Annotated in this window: 21 protein-coding genes and 1 pseudogene; 13 read left to right on the top strand and 9 right to left on the bottom strand. The window is 70.1% G+C overall.

Annotated elements, in window-relative coordinates; genetic code table 11:
- Positions 1–10: 10 nt before the first annotated feature.
- The 8 genes from ACZ6CL_RS33155 (at position 11) to ACZ6CL_RS33190 (ending at position 5,364) form a co-directional block, all read left to right on the top strand.
- Positions 11–313, top strand: a complete 303-nt coding sequence (locus tag ACZ6CL_RS33155) for a hypothetical protein (RefSeq protein ID WP_468942650.1) — start codon at positions 11–13, stop codon at positions 311–313.
- Positions 307–2,076 carry a beta-glucuronidase gene (gene uidA / locus ACZ6CL_RS33160; protein ID WP_468942652.1) on the top strand — a complete coding sequence of 590 codons (1,770 nt, stop codon included), beginning with the start codon at positions 307–309 and terminating at the stop codon, positions 2,074–2,076. Before ACZ6CL_RS33155 ends, uidA begins: the two co-directional genes overlap by 7 nt.
- Before the next feature lie 529 nt (positions 2,077–2,605).
- Positions 2,606–2,968 carry a Mu transposase domain-containing protein gene (locus tag ACZ6CL_RS33165; RefSeq protein ID WP_468942654.1) on the top strand — a complete coding sequence of 121 codons (363 nt, stop codon included), beginning with the start codon at positions 2,606–2,608 and terminating at the stop codon, positions 2,966–2,968.
- Positions 2,962–3,261, top strand: a complete 300-nt coding sequence (locus ACZ6CL_RS33170) for a hypothetical protein (protein WP_468942656.1) — start codon at positions 2,962–2,964, stop codon at positions 3,259–3,261. Before ACZ6CL_RS33165 ends, ACZ6CL_RS33170 begins: the two co-directional genes overlap by 7 nt.
- A 45-nt stretch (positions 3,262–3,306) precedes the next feature.
- The gene (locus tag ACZ6CL_RS33175) at positions 3,307–3,654 is read left to right on the top strand and encodes an ATP-binding protein (protein ID WP_468942657.1); all 348 of its coding nucleotides are present in this window, start codon (positions 3,307–3,309) and stop codon (positions 3,652–3,654) included.
- A 196-nt stretch (positions 3,655–3,850) separates the two neighbouring features.
- The gene (locus tag ACZ6CL_RS33180; protein WP_468942659.1) at positions 3,851–4,447 is read left to right on the top strand and encodes an HD domain-containing protein; all 597 of its coding nucleotides are present in this window, start codon (positions 3,851–3,853) and stop codon (positions 4,445–4,447) included.
- 285 nt (positions 4,448–4,732) lie between these two features.
- The gene (locus ACZ6CL_RS33185) at positions 4,733–4,873 is read left to right on the top strand and encodes a hypothetical protein (protein ID WP_468942662.1); all 141 of its coding nucleotides are present in this window, start codon (positions 4,733–4,735) and stop codon (positions 4,871–4,873) included.
- 74 nt (positions 4,874–4,947) lie between these two features.
- Positions 4,948–5,364, top strand: coding sequence for a glycoside hydrolase family 3 N-terminal domain-containing protein (locus ACZ6CL_RS33190; RefSeq protein ID WP_468942761.1), 417 nt, complete (start codon positions 4,948–4,950; stop codon positions 5,362–5,364).
- Here the strand turns inward: ACZ6CL_RS33190 and ACZ6CL_RS33195 are convergent.
- The 3 genes and pseudogenes from ACZ6CL_RS33195 to ACZ6CL_RS33205 all read right to left on the bottom strand — a co-directional run bounded on the left by ACZ6CL_RS33195 (position 5,256) and on the right by ACZ6CL_RS33205 (position 6,544).
- Positions 5,256–5,738, bottom strand: coding sequence for an isocitrate lyase/phosphoenolpyruvate mutase family protein (locus ACZ6CL_RS33195; RefSeq protein WP_468942763.1), 483 nt, complete (start codon positions 5,736–5,738; stop codon positions 5,256–5,258). The two genes, ACZ6CL_RS33190 and ACZ6CL_RS33195, sit on opposite strands and share 109 nt — an antisense overlap.
- Before the next feature lie 19 nt (positions 5,739–5,757).
- Positions 5,758–5,832: pseudogene (locus ACZ6CL_RS33200) on the bottom strand (hypothetical protein); the annotation flags it as partial.
- 115 nt (positions 5,833–5,947) lie between these two features.
- The gene (locus ACZ6CL_RS33205) at positions 5,948–6,544 is read right to left on the bottom strand and encodes a TetR/AcrR family transcriptional regulator (RefSeq protein ID WP_468942664.1); all 597 of its coding nucleotides are present in this window, start codon (positions 6,542–6,544) and stop codon (positions 5,948–5,950) included.
- 143 nt (positions 6,545–6,687) lie between these two features.
- Between ACZ6CL_RS33205 and ACZ6CL_RS33210 the strand changes: the two genes are divergently transcribed.
- From ACZ6CL_RS33210 to ACZ6CL_RS33220, 3 genes are read left to right on the top strand one after another with little or no spacing between them, the layout of a single operon-like run.
- The gene (locus tag ACZ6CL_RS33210) at positions 6,688–7,602 is read left to right on the top strand and encodes an NAD(P)-dependent oxidoreductase (RefSeq protein ID WP_468942667.1); all 915 of its coding nucleotides are present in this window, start codon (positions 6,688–6,690) and stop codon (positions 7,600–7,602) included.
- On the top strand, positions 7,599–7,748 hold the full coding sequence (locus ACZ6CL_RS33215) for a hypothetical protein (RefSeq protein WP_468942670.1): 150 nt from the start codon (positions 7,599–7,601) through the stop codon (positions 7,746–7,748). The genes ACZ6CL_RS33210 and ACZ6CL_RS33215 overlap by 4 nt, the downstream gene beginning before the upstream one ends.
- Positions 7,745–8,164: an enoyl-CoA hydratase/isomerase family protein gene (locus tag ACZ6CL_RS33220; protein ID WP_468942765.1), complete on the top strand. Its 420-nt coding sequence runs from the start codon at positions 7,745–7,747 to the stop codon at positions 8,162–8,164. The genes ACZ6CL_RS33215 and ACZ6CL_RS33220 overlap by 4 nt, the downstream gene beginning before the upstream one ends.
- A 527-nt stretch (positions 8,165–8,691) precedes the next feature.
- On the opposite strand, the gene ACZ6CL_RS33225 is transcribed toward ACZ6CL_RS33220, so the two are convergent.
- The 4 genes from ACZ6CL_RS33225 to ACZ6CL_RS33240 all read right to left on the bottom strand — a co-directional run bounded on the left by ACZ6CL_RS33225 (position 8,692) and on the right by ACZ6CL_RS33240 (position 11,642).
- Positions 8,692–9,786: an ABC transporter ATP-binding protein gene (locus ACZ6CL_RS33225; RefSeq protein WP_468942672.1), complete on the bottom strand. Its 1,095-nt coding sequence runs from the start codon at positions 9,784–9,786 to the stop codon at positions 8,692–8,694.
- Entirely contained in the window at positions 9,783–10,652 is an 870-nt protein-coding gene (gene modB, locus ACZ6CL_RS33230; protein WP_468942674.1) for a molybdate ABC transporter permease subunit, read from the bottom strand. The genes ACZ6CL_RS33225 and modB overlap by 4 nt, the downstream gene beginning before the upstream one ends.
- Positions 10,649–11,479, bottom strand: a complete 831-nt coding sequence (modA, locus tag ACZ6CL_RS33235) for a molybdate ABC transporter substrate-binding protein (RefSeq protein WP_468942676.1) — start codon at positions 11,477–11,479, stop codon at positions 10,649–10,651. The genes modB and modA overlap by 4 nt, the downstream gene beginning before the upstream one ends.
- 67 nt (positions 11,480–11,546) lie before the next feature.
- A complete protein-coding gene (locus ACZ6CL_RS33240) occupies positions 11,547–11,642 on the bottom strand; it encodes a MerR family transcriptional regulator (RefSeq protein ID WP_468942679.1) in 96 nt (31 codons plus the stop codon).
- A gap of 84 nt (positions 11,643–11,726) precedes the next feature.
- Here ACZ6CL_RS33240 and ACZ6CL_RS33245 point away from each other — a divergent pair, with 84 nt between their 5' ends.
- Positions 11,727–12,155 carry a molybdopterin-binding protein gene (locus ACZ6CL_RS33245; RefSeq protein WP_468942681.1) on the top strand — a complete coding sequence of 143 codons (429 nt, stop codon included), beginning with the start codon at positions 11,727–11,729 and terminating at the stop codon, positions 12,153–12,155.
- 290 nt (positions 12,156–12,445) lie between these two features.
- Here the strand turns inward: ACZ6CL_RS33245 and ACZ6CL_RS33250 are convergent, their stop codons facing one another.
- Both ACZ6CL_RS33250 and ACZ6CL_RS33255 read right to left on the bottom strand, forming a co-directional pair.
- Positions 12,446–12,784, bottom strand: coding sequence for a hypothetical protein (locus tag ACZ6CL_RS33250; protein WP_468942775.1), 339 nt, complete (start codon positions 12,782–12,784; stop codon positions 12,446–12,448).
- A gap of 390 nt (positions 12,785–13,174) precedes the next feature.
- Positions 13,175–13,573, bottom strand: coding sequence for a TOBE domain-containing protein (locus ACZ6CL_RS33255; RefSeq protein WP_468942683.1), 399 nt, complete (start codon positions 13,571–13,573; stop codon positions 13,175–13,177).
- 213 nt (positions 13,574–13,786) lie between these two features.
- On the opposite strand from ACZ6CL_RS33255, the gene ACZ6CL_RS33260 reads away from it, so the two are divergent.
- On the top strand, positions 13,787–14,809 hold the full coding sequence (locus ACZ6CL_RS33260; protein WP_468942685.1) for an alcohol dehydrogenase: 1,023 nt from the start codon (positions 13,787–13,789) through the stop codon (positions 14,807–14,809).
- Position 14,810: the final 1 nt, after the last annotated feature.

The following is a 14,810-nucleotide window of genomic DNA, read 5'->3' on the forward strand; positions in this document are numbered from 1 at the left end:
AGGAATCACCTTGTCTTTCCCCTACCTTTCGCTCTCGGTCGCACCGAACGGGACACCGTTCCGCGATCTCAACGGCAATGGCGTCATGGAGCCGTACGAGAACCCGACGCTGCCCGTCGCGGAACGGGTCGCCGGCCTGATCGGCACACCTGACCGAGCCATCTTCGATGTCCTCGCGGAGCCGGACAGCACTCAGGGCAAGCCGCCGTTTGACCTGCCCGCGACGATGCGGGCCGTTTACACCAGCGATTCTGACGTGCCACACGACCTGGAAGACGTGCTTTTCGAGCACGCGGAGGAAGCACCGTGCTGAAGCCCATGAGTACCGCCACTCGGGAAACTCTGCCCCTGGATGGCCTGTGGCGATTCGCACCGGACACCGTCACCGGCGATGAGCCCTGGACCGGTGTCCTGCCCGGCACACTGGAGGCTCCGGTCCCGGCCAGCTACAACGACATCTTCGTGAACCCGAGCCTGCGCGAACACGTGGGCTGGGTCTGGTACCAGCGTTCTGTCCGGGTGCCGCGTGGCTGGCGCGACCAGCGCATCCTCATCCGCATCGACGCGGCCACTCACCGCGGCCGCGTCTACGTCGGTGATCAACTGGTCGCTGAACACGTCGGCGGATACACCCCGTTCGAGGCGGACATCACCGCACTCGTGACACCCGGCACCGAGTTCCGCTTGACCATCGGCGTCGAGAACGTGCTGACCAACGAGACGATCCCACCGGGTTCGGTCACCACGAGCGAGACCGGCCGTCGACAACAGCGGTATTTGCATGACTTCTTCAACTACGCCGGTCTCGCACGGTCGGTGACGCTGTTCAGCACGCCGCGGGCCAGAATCGACGACATCACGGTCGTCACCGACCTCGTCGACGCCACGGGCATCGTCGACTACCGGATCGACGCCACCCAGCGTGGCTGCACCATCCACACCGAACTGATCGAGGCTGAGGAGCGCGTTGTTGCCAGTGGCACTGGTGACAACGATCGGCTCGTCGTACCCGAGGCACACCCGTGGCAACCCGGCGCCGCCTACCTTTACCAGCTCCGCGTCCAGCTCCGCGACGGCCGTGATGTCATCGACACGTACCAGCTTCCCGTCGGCATCCGGTCCGTCCGGGTGGACGGCCTGCGGCTGCTGATCAACGACGAGCCGTTCTATTTCACCGGGTTCGGCAAACACGAGGACAGCCCCATACGCGGCAAGGGACACGACCCGGCATATATGGTGCACGACTTCCAGCTGATGCAGTGGATGGGCGCCAACAGCTTCCGCACATCCCACTATCCCTATGCCGAGGAAGTCCTGGAATACGCCGACCGCCACGGCATCGTCGTCATCGACGAGGTCTCCGCCGTCGGGCTGAACCTCAACATCGGTGGCGGCATTTTCGGATCCAAGAACGAGCGAACCTTCTCGCCGAACACCATCAACAACCGCACCCGGGCCGCTCACGCGGATGCGATCCGCGAACTCATCGACCGCGACAAGAATCACCCTTCCGTGGTTCTATGGTCGATCGCCAACGAGCCGGCGTCCAACGAGGACGGCGTCCGCGAGTACTTCGAGCCGCTCGTCGAACTCACCCGACAAGCCGACCCCAGCCGCCCCGTCATGTTCGCCAACCTCGGCATGGCGCCGCCCGAGTCCGACCGTATCGCGGATCTCTTCGACGTCATCGGCATCAACCGCTATTTCGGCTGGTACGAGGACACCAACGACCTCGACACCGCAGAGCTGCACCTTGAGGACGAACTGAAACGCTGGGAACGACTGCTCGGCAAACCACTGATCATCACAGAATACGGCGCCGACACCCTCGCCGGGCTGCACTCAGTGCACTCGCAGCCGTGGAGCGAGGAGTACCAGAGCGCGTTGCTGGACCTGTATCATCGCGTATTCGATCGCATCGATGCCGTTATCGGTGAGCACGTCTGGAGTTTCGCCGATTTTCAAACCTCGGCGGCAATCTTCCGCGTCGATGGAAACAAGAAAGGCGTGTTCACTCGCGACCGCCGCCCGAAGGGCGCCGCACACCTGCTTCGCGCCCGGTGGACAACGGACTGAATTCCTGAGTACCCGGAGGTTGCTGCTTGACCACCACGGTCTCGCGGCCGATCTCGCCCGCGGCGACCCGCTGGAGCTGTCGGCTGACAGGGCGTCGGCGGGCTCGCGCTCCTTGCGTGCCACCAGCTCGTACAGATAGCCGGCCAGCGCCACGGAGGCGGTCCGCCGTTCCTCCTCCGTGGCGTCGGCCGTGACGATGGTGGCGCTGTGCTCCTGGAAGAAGGCATGGTCCTCGTACGGCACACCGAGCAGCTTGACGGTGAACTCGCCGGTGAGCATCCGGCGCAGGCGGGTGTGTTCCGGGGCGTCCAACCGTATGCATGCCTGGGCCACGTCCGGTCCGGAAGAGCTGGGGACGGGAAAGCCGGGCGTGCGGTCGTCCGCGCTGGGCCGCGGGTCGCCGAGGGCGGCCCGGATGTCGTCGAACCGGGTCGCGATCCACATCGGCCGACCGCGCCACAGCGCTGGATCGCCAACTCGGCGCCGTCACCCTGGCGTTGGCCGAGAAGACCTCGCAGGGAAATGAGCAATGATCACCGGGATCGACCTGACGCCGGTGGTCCACCGCAATGGCCGGGTCACCGTCCGCCAGTGCTACTACTCGATGCCGGCGAAGTTCATCGGCACCAAGGTGAGGGTGAAACTGCGGGCGAACGAGGTGTGGATCTTCGACGGGCGGAACGTCGTCGCCCGTCACCCGAGGCTGACCCGCCGCTACACCTACCACGACATCCTGGACCACTACCTGGAGATCCTGCTGGTCAAGCCCGGTGCGTTCGCCGGGGCCGCAGCCCTGGCTCAGGCCCGGAAGGCGGATGCCCCCGGGTCCATGAGGCGTTCTGAGCGGCGGCGAAGGCCAAGGGCGATGACAAAGAGGGCACCAGGATGCTGATCGAGGTGCTGTTGCTGCACCGCCAGCTGCCCGCCCCGGCGGTCATCATGGAGACGGTGCTGAGGATCGGCGCGATCAGCACCGACCTGGTGGCGGTCGAGGCCCGCAAGGCAATGGAGCACCAGGGCCTGGACGAGGCGGCCGATCCCGCCGGAGCCTGCACCGACCACATCGCCGGCCTGGACGACGAGCCCGGCCTCGCCGACGAGGGGGCGAAGGTGATCTCTCTGCACCCCCACCGCCCGATGCCCGGCCCGCGCTGCCCGACATGGGCAAGTACGACCGGCTGCTGACGCCGTTCGCCGACCACGCGAAGAGCAGAGAAAGGGCACCAGCGCATGAGCCCCGCCAAGACGGGCGCCGAAGTCCCGCCCACCCGGATGCCGCTTGCCGAGGGCGACCCGGAGGACGTCCTGATCGACGAAGCCTGCCGGGGCCTGCGGCTTCCTGCCTTCCGGGAACGCTTTGCGGAGCCGGCGGCCACTGCCCGGCACGAGCATGCCTCCTACAAGCATTACCTGCTGAACCTGCTGCAGGTCGAGGTCGCTGACCGCGACGTCCGCCGCCAGCAGCGGCTGGTCCGCGCGGCGAAGTTCCCCCGGCACAAGCGGCTGGAGGACTTCGACTACGAGCGCAACCCCAACGTGCTGCCCGAGACGGTCGGCGACCTCAAAAGCCCGTCCTGAGTCCGCGAGGGGCGGCCGCTCGTGCTCATCGGCGACTCGGGCACCGGCAAGATCCGTTTGAAGACGGACCCTAGTGCCGCATCAGGCAACGTTCGCCCTGCTTGACGGTCCCTGCCGGGAGTCACGCCCTCATGGCGCCCGGCTGGCTGGTGTGTTGGCGACAGATTGCTCGGGGGTGGGAAAGTACGCTGCCGGAGTGATCCTTCCGACGGTCAATGAGGTACGCGCGCTGCACGAGCGGTACGCGCCGTCGCATGAGGCGCTGGACCTCGTTTTCACCCACTGCGAAATCGTCTGCGGCATCGCCGCACAGCTTGTGGCACAGACCGCCGTCCCTCTCGACGCCGACCTCGTCCGTGTCGGCGCCCTGCTCCACGACATCGGCGTCTACCGGCTCTATGACCAGGCCGGCCGGCTCGATCACCGCAACTACATCCGCCATGGCGTCCTCGGCTACGAGATCCTCCACGAGGAGGGCTTCCCGGAGCCCCTGCGCCGCTTCTGCTCCTGTCACACGGGAGTCGGTCTTTCCCGGCACGACATCCGCGAGCAGAAGCTCGCCATACCCGAGGCTGACTACCTGGCCGAGACCATCGAAGAGCAACTGGTCATGTACGCGGACAAGTTCCACAGCAAGACGACACCCCCTACGTTCCTCACCGCCGACTCCTATGCAGCGCAGGTGGAGAGGTTCGGCGCGGACAAGGTCCACGCATTCGGCCTTCTGCGTGCCCGGTTCGGCGAACCCGACCTGACCTCGGCCAGGGCGCGGTACGGCCACGCGCAGGCATGAAGTCGGCAGCGCCGCACCAGATAGGCCCGGGCAGGCCCGGCAACATTCGCCCTGTTGCGATGTGACGTGCCGTCTGGATGGCGCGTCTGCGCCAAGCTGTGCGGGTGGCAGAACCGGCGCTGTTTCTGACGCGCGTCAGTAAGCCGCTGTGCGGTCACTTGCCCTGGCTTCCCGGCCCCAGACGCTCGGCCACCCGCGATCGTCCACGCAGGTGTCCCCGTGCCCGCCGACGGAAGGTCCGGCCCGTGCCGGGGCTCCGCCACCACGAGGTCGAAGGATGCCCAGATGCCGCAGATCGACCTGTCCCTCCTGTCCCTGGAGCAGAAGGCTTCGCTGCTGTCGGGGCGGGACTATTGGTCCACTCGCGCGCTGGAGGAGGTCGGTGTCGCCCCGGTCGTTCTGACCGACAGGCCGCATGGAGTGTGACGCCGGGTGGGGGCGTTCGACCACATGGGGATCCATGAGAGCCTGCCGTCCACCTGCCTCCTCCCGCGGTGGCGGTGGGATGCAACGGGGACCCGGAGGTCGCCGCCCGCATCGGCGCGGCGGTCGGACGCGAGGCCCGTGCGCTCGGTGTGCATGTCGTCCTGGGGTCCGGCGTGAATATCAAGCGATCCCCGCTGTGCGGGCGCAACTTCGAGTACTACTCCGAGGACCCGCTGCCGTCCGGGCAGCTCGGCGCCGCTCACGTACGCGGTCAGCAGGAACAGGGCGTGGGCGCGGGCGGCACCGTGCGCATGCCATCCGCCCTGGTCGGACGCCTGCACCGCACCCCACCAGTCACCGACCTCGGTCGCTCGAGTCGGCGCTACGGGGCTGGCCTGGATGACCGACGCCGGGAACCCCTTACACGTCCTCGGAGTAACTGGCCGCGTCCTTGCGGGCCACCTCGAGATGATCTTGGTCCCCAGCAATAAGGCTCTGCGTCTGCGCTGATGACGTACTCGTCGTCGGACGCGCCTCCCGCGCGATGCGGGCGTTGGAGCGGCCGCGCGGCGTGCAGCACGATCTGCGCCCGTACCCGTTGCCAGGCAGGGGGGCAGCGCTGGCCGCGCCGCCCGACGCGATCAGGGTCAGTGAGGGGGCGGAGAGCAGCGCGTTGAGTTCCGGGGAGGCCATGCCTTCGGCGAGGGACGCCGGGGACGAAGATGCCGTCCGCGCCCGCATCGACGTACAAGTGCGCCCGGGAGAGAGTTTCCGTCAGCCGGGTGTCCGGGGTGCCGGGCCCGGACAGGAAGGTGTCGATTCGGGCACCCCTCGATGTCAGCGGTGACCGGAACCGCGACGGCAGCGACGATCCGGCCGATCAGTTCCAGCGCCCAGTCCCGGGTAAGGACGTCGCCGTCTGGCGAATCCAGTGACCAGGCGACGCCGGCACTGGTCATCCGCACTGCGGACAGCCACGTCTGCCTCTCGTACGGGGCGTCGGCCGACGAACTACGCGAAGGGGGCTCGCCCGGCTTGGAAAGTTCGTGGCTACCCTTCAGCAGGGGAAGCGGGTCAGTCGTCCCTGCTCACCGCCGCGTCAAGGAGGGGCCCGAGTTCCCGGGCCACGGCCGTCAGGGCACGGATATCCCGCTCGGCCCGGGCGATGAGGATCGCCCCCTCCAGGGCGCTGATCATGAGCGTGGCGAGCGCACCGGACCGCTCCTCGGGCACTCCCATGTCGGCCAGGGCCTGGGCAACCGCCCCGTTCCAGGTGGCGAACGCGGCGGATGCGGCCTCCCGCGTGGAGGGGACCGACTCCGCACAGTCCACCGTGGCAGCAGCCACCGGGCAGCCCCCCGCGAAGCCGACAGCCTCGTACTCGTCGGTCCACTGACGCACCATCTCGGCGAACAGCCCACTCGGCGTCGGCTCGGGCAGCGCGGCCAGGAATCGGGCGACACGGCCTCCCGCGTACCCGCCCGCCCAGTCCACCGCCTCGTTGACCAGCTGCACCTTACCGCCGGGGAAGTAGTGCTGGAGAGATCCGCGCGGGGCGGCGGCATCGGCGGCGACGTCACGCATGCCGGTGGTGTCGACCCCGTCCCGCCGGATGAGCTGGGCCGCGCTGAAAACCATCCGCTCGCGCGGTCCCCGTTCGGGCACCGTCATTTTCGACCTCCAGCAATCATGTCCCGCGCGTTCCGGAGCCCACACTATGACCGCCGTCATAGCCGCCACTACTATGACCGCTGTCATAGTCGGTGGCGACAGCGGCGGCTCGGCCTCGGCGTGAGCCAGGAAGGCGGCGCATCGTGTACGTCGGTTTCGTCGGCCTCGGGGTCATGGGGCAGCCCATGGCACTCAACCTGGCCCGCGCGGGGACACGGCTCGTGGTCTGGAACCGCACTGCCGACCGGTGCGAGCCGCTGCGCGCGGCCGGCGCCGAGGTCGCGGCGAGCCCGAGCGAGGTCTTCGACCGGACCGAGACCGTGATTCTCATGCTGGCCGACGAGGGAGCGATCGACGCCGTACTGGGGCGCGGCACCCCGGACTTCGCCGCGCGCGTCGCCGGTCACACAGTCGTCCACATGGGCACGACCTCGGCCGAGTACTCGGGCAGCCTCCAGGACGACATCCGGGCCGCGGACGGACGTTACGTCGAGGCCCCGGTATCCGGATCCCGCGTCCCCGCCGAGCAGGGCGACCTGGTGGGGATGCTGGCGGGTGACGACGACGCCGTGGCGGCCGTACGGCCTCTGCTCGCCCCCATGCACCGGGAGACGTTCGGCTGCGGCGCGGTCCCGGGCGCGCTGCTGATGAAGTTCTCGGTGAACCTGTTCCTGATCACCCTGATCACGGGGCTGACCGAGGCGTTCCACTTCGCCGACCGGCACGGGCTCGACCAGCGCCTGCTCCGGGACGTCCTGGACGCGGGGCCCATGGCCAGCGCCGTCTCAGGCGTGAAGGCGGCCAAGTTGCTGGACCGCGACTTCACCGTCCAGGCGGCCGCCGCGGACGTCCTGAAGAACAACCGCCTGATCGCCGAGGCCGCCCGCAAGGCCGACCTGGCCTCCCCGCTCCTCGACATCTGCCACGCCCTCTACGGCGAGACGGTCGCCCAAGGCCACGGCGGCGAGGACATGGTGGCCGTACTGCGCGCCCTGGAGGCCCGGACCGACGGGTCCACAGCCTGCCTGATCACCGACGAATGCGAGGAACGAGCATGAGCTGGACGATCGAACGGCGCGGTCGTGTCGCCGTCGTGACGATGACGACCAATCCGGTCAATGCGCAGAACCGGGCCTTCTTCGCCGACCTGCACGACGCCTTCGACCGGCTCGAACGTGACCATCCGACTCGCCCGTCGTCCTGACCGGAACCGGTGCCCGCTTCTCCGCGGGTCTCGACCTCGGCGAGCACTTCCCGCTCTTCGCGGGCGATCCGGCGGACGTGGCGGCCTGGTTCCAGGACTATCGGGCCACGAACATGCGGCTGTTCACCTACCCGCGCCCGACCGTCGCCGCCGTCAACGGCCACGCCTTCGCCGGAGGACTGATCACCGCAGCCGTGTGCGACTACCGGGTCGCCATCGCCGAGCACACGCCAGAAGACTGCGTCGAGCAGTGCGCGTTCACCAAGCGTGCCTGCCAGGCGGCCGCCCTGCGCGACATCGCCGAACTCGCCGATCCGCTGGACGAGGAGCTTCCACCCGGCATGACGAGCGACCAGGCCCGGCACGCCCACCGGCGCTACTGGCAGCAGCTCAAGGGCCGACCTGCGCGGTGGTGAGCCCGAGAACCGACCGTGAGTTCATGGATGGTACCGCCGGGCAGCTCCCGGCCTGGGCGACCTGGCAGCGCAGGCCCTTCCCCCTCGGGGGCAACGCTCCGCCGCAGTCCATGGGCGCTGGCATCGCGGCAAGCGCGCCGGACGCCCAGGCCGTCAGCGGCGCAATGCAGGCTGCTGCCTGGCCGAGTACCTCGGCCAACCGCTCAGCCCGTACACCGTCGATGAACCGCTCCACGACGGGCAGGTCCTCCGGCTCGGCGACGCCGTGGCGGAATCCCCGCCACTGAGGTCGAGCCCTATCTGCACGCCCGGACCTGGCTGACGGACGCGGCACGGCTGCTGGGCAGGAGGCCCGAAGCGCTCGCCACCGAATTGGTCGACTCGCGGAGTCCCTGCGCGTGCCATTTCCCCGTGCGTGGCCGGCAGCGGCTTCGGCGTGGGCGGCGCCGTGGCGGGACCGTCGCATCCGCGAGGCGAAGCAGGGCGGAAACCTCGCAGACCGGGGAGCCAGGGGTCGTCCAGCGAGGTCAGGCGGGGTAGGCGTGCGTCTGGGTCGCCTTGACCGTCGCCCACACCGTGGCCCCCGGCTGGAGTCCGAGCTCGGCCGCGGCGACCGTGGTGAGGTCGGCGGCGAGACGGAGGTCGCCGGTGAGGTCGGCGCGGACCTGGTCGCCGTTGGTCTCCAGGCCGGTGACCTCGCAGCGCCAGAGGTTGCGGGCGCTGGCGCCGGTGGGGTGGTCGCGGTGCAGGGTCACCGCACTCGGGGGGAACGCGACGTATGCCGGGCCCGTGAGCTCCTCCGCGGTCGTGATGTCGGGTCCGCCGCCGACGCGGACCGTGTGGCCTTCGGCCTCCCCCCGGTAGAGGTTGAGGCCGACCAGATGGGCGATGTAGTCCGTACGCGGGCGGCGGGCGATGTCGGACGGCGCGCCTTCCTGGACGATGTGGCCGTCCTCGATGACGACGAGGTGGTCGGCCAGGACCATGGCGTCGAGCGGGTCGTGGGTGACCAGCACGGCGACCGCCTCGAACTCCGCCAGGTGGCGGCGGAGCCGCGCGCGGACGTCGAGGCGGGTGCGGGCGTCGAGGGCCGCGAGGGGTTCGTCGAGGAGCAGGAGCCTGGGGTGGGTGGCCAGCGCGCGGGCGAGGGCGACGCGCTGGGCCTGCCCGCCGGAGAGCCGGCGTGGTTTGGCTCCGGCGTGGTCGGCGAGGCCCATGTGGTCCAGCCACTCGGCGGCCTGTGCTCGGGCCTCCGCCTTGGTGGCGCCGTGGCAGCGGGGCCCGAAGGCCACGTTGTCGAGCGCGGAGAGGTGGGGGAAGAGCAGGTAGTCCTGGAAGACCACGCCGACCGGGCGGGACTCCGGGGGCATGTGGTCCAGCGGGGCGCCGTCGAGCCGGAAGTGGCCGCCGGTGAGCGGGACGAGTCCGGCGAGCGCGCGCAGGGCGGTGGTCTTGCCGGCGCCGTTGGGGCCGAGGAGTGCGACGACGTCACCGGGCGCGGCGGTCAGGGCCACGTCGAGGCGGAACGACCCGCGCTCGGCCACGAGCCGGGCGTCGAGTCCCTCGCCGTCCGGGCCCACGGAGCGCAGGGGGTCGTGTGTCGTCTTCTTGGTGTCACTCATGAGGCGGTCATCCAGCGGTCACGCAGTCCGGCCAGGACCGCGATGGACACGGCCAGCAGGACCAGGCTGAGGGCGATGGCCGCGTCCGGGTCGTTCTGGAGGGCGAGGTAGACGGCGAGCGGCATGGTCTGGGTGCGGCCGGGGAAGTTGCCCGCGAAGGTGATCGTCGCGCCGAACTCGCCCAGCGCGCGCGCCCAGGCGAGCACGGCGCCCGCCGCGATGCCGGGGGCGATGAGCGGGAGTGTCACCCGGCGGAAGGCGGTGAAGCGGGAGGCGCCCAGGGTGGTGGCGGCCTCCTCGTAGCGGGGGTCGGCGGCGCGCAGGGTGCCCTCGACGCTGATGACGAGGAACGGCATCGCCACGAACGCCTCGGCCACGATGACGCCCGTGGTGGTGAACGGCAGCGTGATGCCGAACCAGGAGTCCAGCCACTTCCCGACGACCCCGTTGCGGCCGAGCGCCATGAGCAGGGCCACACCGCCCACCACCGGCGGCAGGACGAGCGGCAGCGTCACCAGCGCCCGTACGAGGCCGCGCCCCGGGAACTCGACCCGGGCCAGCAGCCAGGCGAGCGGGACACCGACGACCAGGCTCACCGCGGTCGCGGCCGTGGCGCAGACCAGCGAGAGCTGCAGCGCCTGCCAGACCTCGGTGCTGGTCAGCAGGTCGGGGAGGCTACCCCAGGGGGCCCGTACCAGCAGGGCGACGAGCGGGACGAGCAGGAAGGCCAGGCCGATCAGCGCGGGCAGGAGGAGCGGCAGCGGAGCCCCCTTGCGGACACGCCCGCGGTCGCCCCTGCGGACACGGCCGCGCCGCGGAGCGCCCTCCAAGATCTCCGCGGCGCCTGCCTTGTCCGGCGACGTCACGGCTTGAGGAACCCGGCCTGGCCGAGGACCTTCTGGCCCTCGGGGGACTGCACCAGCGCGATGAATGCCTTGGCCACGGCGGCGTTGGGGGCGCTCTTCAGCTGAGCGATCGGGTAGTCGTTGATGGCCTTCTTCGACTCGGGGAACTCCACGCCCTCCACCTTGTCACCAGCCGCCTTCACATCGGTCTTGTAGACCACGGCAGCATCCGCCTCCTTGAGCTGCACCTTGTTCAGCGCGCTCTTGACGTCCTGCTCATACGAGACCGGGGTGAGCTTGAGCTTGCTGGCGTCGAGGGCCTTCTGGGCGGCGGCACCGCACGGGACCGTCTTGTCGCACAGCACGACCTTCAGCCCGGACTTGGTGAGGTCCTTGAGGGAGGAGATCTTGTCGGGGTTGCCCGGCAGCGTGGCGACCTCCAGCTGGTTGCGCACGAAGGTGGCGGGCTGGCCGGACGCGTCCCCCTTGTCCGTGACGATCTTCATCGTCTTGGGGCTGGCGGCGGCGAACACATCGGCCGGGGCGCCGCCGGTGATGCTCGCGGCGAGGGAGTCGCTGCCCCCGAAGCTGAAGTTCACCTTCGTGCCCGGGTGCTGCTTCTCGAACTCCTTGCCCAGCGTCGTGAAGCTCTCCTTCAGCGAGGCGGCCGCGAAGACGGTCACCGAGCCCGACAGCTTCTTTGAAGCGGAGGCGGAGTCGGAGGAGTCCGACTTCTTCGACGAGGAATCGTCGGACGACGAACAGGCGCTCAGGGTCAGCAGGGCGGCGGCGCCTGCCGCGGCCACCTGTAGGGTCCGGCGGGGCCGGTGCGCGGAACGGGTCTTCAAGGGTCCACTCCCTCTGGTCCTGACGGACACATTTACGGTCTCTCGACGACCACGCTGGTCGACTTGATCACGGCAACCGCCGGAACACCACGCTCCAGCGCCTCACGGTGTCGACGCTGACACCGAGCAAGGCGGCCGCGTCCCCGATCCGGTAGGTGTGCATGCAGCGATCTTACTGCCGCAGATGCCAGGGCATGGCCTGCGGTCTCTTCGCATGAGCCGGATCTCCGGATGGAGAGGTTGGCATGTGCGTTTGCACGGCCTGATCCGTCCGGCCCGGCTGACGGTGTCCGAACTGCTCGCCTGGCCTCAGCACCGGGCCCAGGTCAGCTTCGAGTGCGCCACCAGTGGCATCCAGCACCATTGCTTCACCGACCCCCTCCTGCACGAGGTTCTGGTCTCGGCCGGCCCCGCCTTCGACCCCGCCAAGCGCAAGGACCGCCTGCGCTTCCTGATCGCCGTGCGCGGCGCGGACGGCCACCACACGATGCTGTCCTGGGCCGAGATCGATCCGGACTTCGGCCGCGCCCCCGTCCTGCTCGCGGTCACCATCGACGACACCCCGCTCGACCGCGTCGGCCCCCAACTGGCGCTCCCCCAGGACCGCTGCGGCGTCCGGCACATCAGCGGCATCGATGCGATCCGGGTGGAAGGCGGATACACCGCGTGGAGCTGACAGCGGCGAGAGGGGCCCGGTGAACCCGGACCCGGTGGCCCCGGTGGCGAATGTCCTGGTCGTCGAGCACGCCCCGCAGGAGGGCCCGTACGCCATCGGCACGGCGCTGGAGGCGGCCGGGCTGGCGCTGCTGCGGGCCGCAATGGAGGCCGAAGTGCCCGTGCTCGGGGTGTGCTTGGGTGCGCAGCTGTTGGCCGTGGCCGCGGGCGGAGTGGCCCATCCTGGCCCCGGGCCACAGATCGGCTGGGGCACGGTGGGCATGTCCCCGGCCGCCGCGCGCCGACCCGCTCTTAGGCGACGTTCCCGAACGGCTCGGTGTCCTGCACTCGCGCGGCGACACGATGGACCTTCCACCAGGCACCGTCCTGCTGGCCTCCTGCGACCGCTACCCGGTGCAGGCGTTCCGGATCGGCGGTTCCGCCTGGGGGCTTCAGTTTCACCTGGAGGTGGACGAGAGAGCCGTTGACGCCTTCGGCGCGTTCGCGCGCTTCGCCGCCCTCGTCGCCGACCGCTCCGCGCGCACGACGACTCGCACCTACGTCACACCCCAGGCCGCCACCTGGGAAGAACGCTTCGCCATCGACAGCCCGGCGTACGCGGCGGGCAGCGCCGAGCGCGCCGCCCGCCACGGCCGCCCCCTCGACCCGGCCGACCCGCTGGCCGAGGAGAACCTGCGGCCCGCGCTGCGGGCGGCGGGCTGGGACCTGGCCTGCTACGAGGCCCGCGCATCGCCGCCCTGGTGGTGTTCGCCGCGGGAAAGGCCTTCTTCAACGCCGACCCGGACATCACCGGGGAGCGGCTGCACGCCGAGGCGCCCGTGTGACCGCGGAAGCCGGTTCATCTCGTCGGCCGCGAGCGGGGGTTCGGCGGCTTCTGCGAGCAACCCGACCGACGGATACCCGACCTCCTACGCCCGCGACGACCTCCCGACGATCGCCCCCTACCCGGGTGACCTCCGGCGAACTGGGCCTGCGGCGGTGCCCTGGCCGGAGCCGGGGCCAAGGCCTACGTCCCACCGCTCAGACGCGGTCGATGTGCACGTTCGTCGCCTTCACCCGGGCGGTGGCCTCCACACCCACCTCCAGCCCCAGCTCCTCCACTGCCTCGCGCGTGAGCAGGGACACCAGCCGGTGCGGCCCGGCCTGAATCTCCACCTGGGCGGCGATGTCGCCGAGCTTGATGGCGGTGACGATGCCGGGGAAGGCGTTGCGGACCGAGGTGTAGGAGACGTCCTCCTCGCCGTTGCCGCCGCCCTTGGCCAGCTCCACGGAGAAGGCGGCCAGGTCCTTCCCCTCGACGAGCCGCCGCCCGGCCTCGTCGCGATGGGTGGCCACCCGGCCCGCGTCCGCCCACCGCCGAGCGGTGTCCGGGCTCACGCCGAGCAACCGTGCGGCCTGGCCGATCGTGTATGACTGCATGCGCGCCAAGATACGTCCGCACCAGGCTGCCCGCCTTGTCTCACACGGTCCACGCGGTCATCCCACCAAGTCCGGTCAGCACGGGTGACCGGCACGAGCGCGACGATCTCGACCGACGCCTACACCTCGTCCGCGCTGTCCGGCGCGCGCGATCCGGGCGGAGCTGGTCTGCTGGATCCGGGGGATTCATCCCCGTACCCCGGAGAGACCCAGATGAGTACCTTCCGAGTCGCGCAGGTCGGTGCCGCCGGTGGCGCATTCGAGATCGTCGAGCGAGAAGTGCCGCGGCCCGGCCCCTGCCATGTGCGGATCGCCGTGGACGCCTGCGGGGTCTGCCACAGCGACAGCGTCTTCGTGAACGCCGAGGTCCCGGGCGTGCGGTTTCCCCTGGTGACCGGGCATGAGATCGCCGGGCGCATCGAGGAACTCGGCAAGGGCACGGACAACGTCTGGCGGGTGGGCGACCGGGTGGCGGTCGGCTGGTTCGGCGGCAGCTGCGGCCACTGCCCGCCCTGTCGGCACGGCGACTTCATCGTCTGCGAGAACCTGAAGATCCCTGGATGGGCGTACGACGGAGGGTACGCCGAGGCGGTGATCGCGCCGGTGGACGCCCTCGCCCGGATCCCCGACGCGCTGACCGCGACCGATGCGGCGCCCCTGGCCTGCGCGGGGGTGACGACGTACAACGGGCTGCGGCGCAGCTCCGCCCGGCCCGGCGATCTGGTCGCCGTGCTCGGCATCGGCGGCCTCGGCCACCTGGGGGTGCAGTACGCGGCCGCGATGGGCTTCGAGACCGTGGCCATCGCCCGCGGGGCCGGCAAAGCCGACTTCGCCAAGCAGCTCGGCGCGCACCACTACATCGACAGCACGGCGGACACCGCCGTCGCGGACGCGCTGCGGTCCCTCGGCGGCGCCAAGGCCGTCCTGGCCACCGCCGCCAATTCCGACGCCATCACGGCGACCGTGGACGGTCTCTCCCCACGCGGCGAGCTGGTGGTCATCGGTGTGGACCCCACCCCGCTGGGAATCAACCCGTCCCAACTGGTGATGGGCGCCCGGATCGTCCGTGGTCACCCGTCCGGCACCGCGCAGGACGTCCAGGACACCATGGCGTTCAGCGCGCTGCGCGGGATCCGCCCGATGGTCGAGACCGTGCCGCTGGACCGGGCCGACGAGGCGTACCGGAAGATGATGTCCGGCGCCGCCCGCTTCCGGATGGTGCTCACCACCGGCTGAC

This window comes from Streptomyces sp. NPDC041200, assembly GCF_055591805.1.

Bases quoted from the DNA above. Each gene is read 5' to 3' on its own strand.
- ACZ6CL_RS33185 (WP_468942662.1), top strand. From the start codon at position 4,733: ATGCCGCAGATCGACCTGTCCCTCCTGTCCCTGGAGCAGAAGGCTTCG.
- ACZ6CL_RS33165 (WP_468942654.1), top strand. From the start codon at position 2,606: ATGATCACCGGGATCGACCTGACGCCGGTGGTCCACCGCAATGGCCGG.
- ACZ6CL_RS33240 (WP_468942679.1), bottom strand. From the start codon at position 11,642: ATGCACACCTACCGGATCGGGGACGCGGCCGCCTTGCTCGGTGTCAGC.
- ACZ6CL_RS33215 (WP_468942670.1), top strand. From the start codon at position 7,599: ATGAGCTGGACGATCGAACGGCGCGGTCGTGTCGCCGTCGTGACGATG.
- ACZ6CL_RS33170 (WP_468942656.1), top strand. From the start codon at position 2,962: ATGCTGATCGAGGTGCTGTTGCTGCACCGCCAGCTGCCCGCCCCGGCG.
- ACZ6CL_RS33255 (WP_468942683.1), bottom strand. From the start codon at position 13,573: ATGCAGTCATACACGATCGGCCAGGCCGCACGGTTGCTCGGCGTGAGC.
- ACZ6CL_RS33175 (WP_468942657.1), top strand. From the start codon at position 3,307: ATGAGCCCCGCCAAGACGGGCGCCGAAGTCCCGCCCACCCGGATGCCG.
- ACZ6CL_RS33205 (WP_468942664.1), bottom strand. From the start codon at position 6,544: ATGACGGTGCCCGAACGGGGACCGCGCGAGCGGATGGTTTTCAGCGCG.
- ACZ6CL_RS33260 (WP_468942685.1), top strand. From the start codon at position 13,787: ATGAGTACCTTCCGAGTCGCGCAGGTCGGTGCCGCCGGTGGCGCATTC.
- ACZ6CL_RS33225 (WP_468942672.1), bottom strand. From the start codon at position 9,786: ATGAGTGACACCAAGAAGACGACACACGACCCCCTGCGCTCCGTGGGC.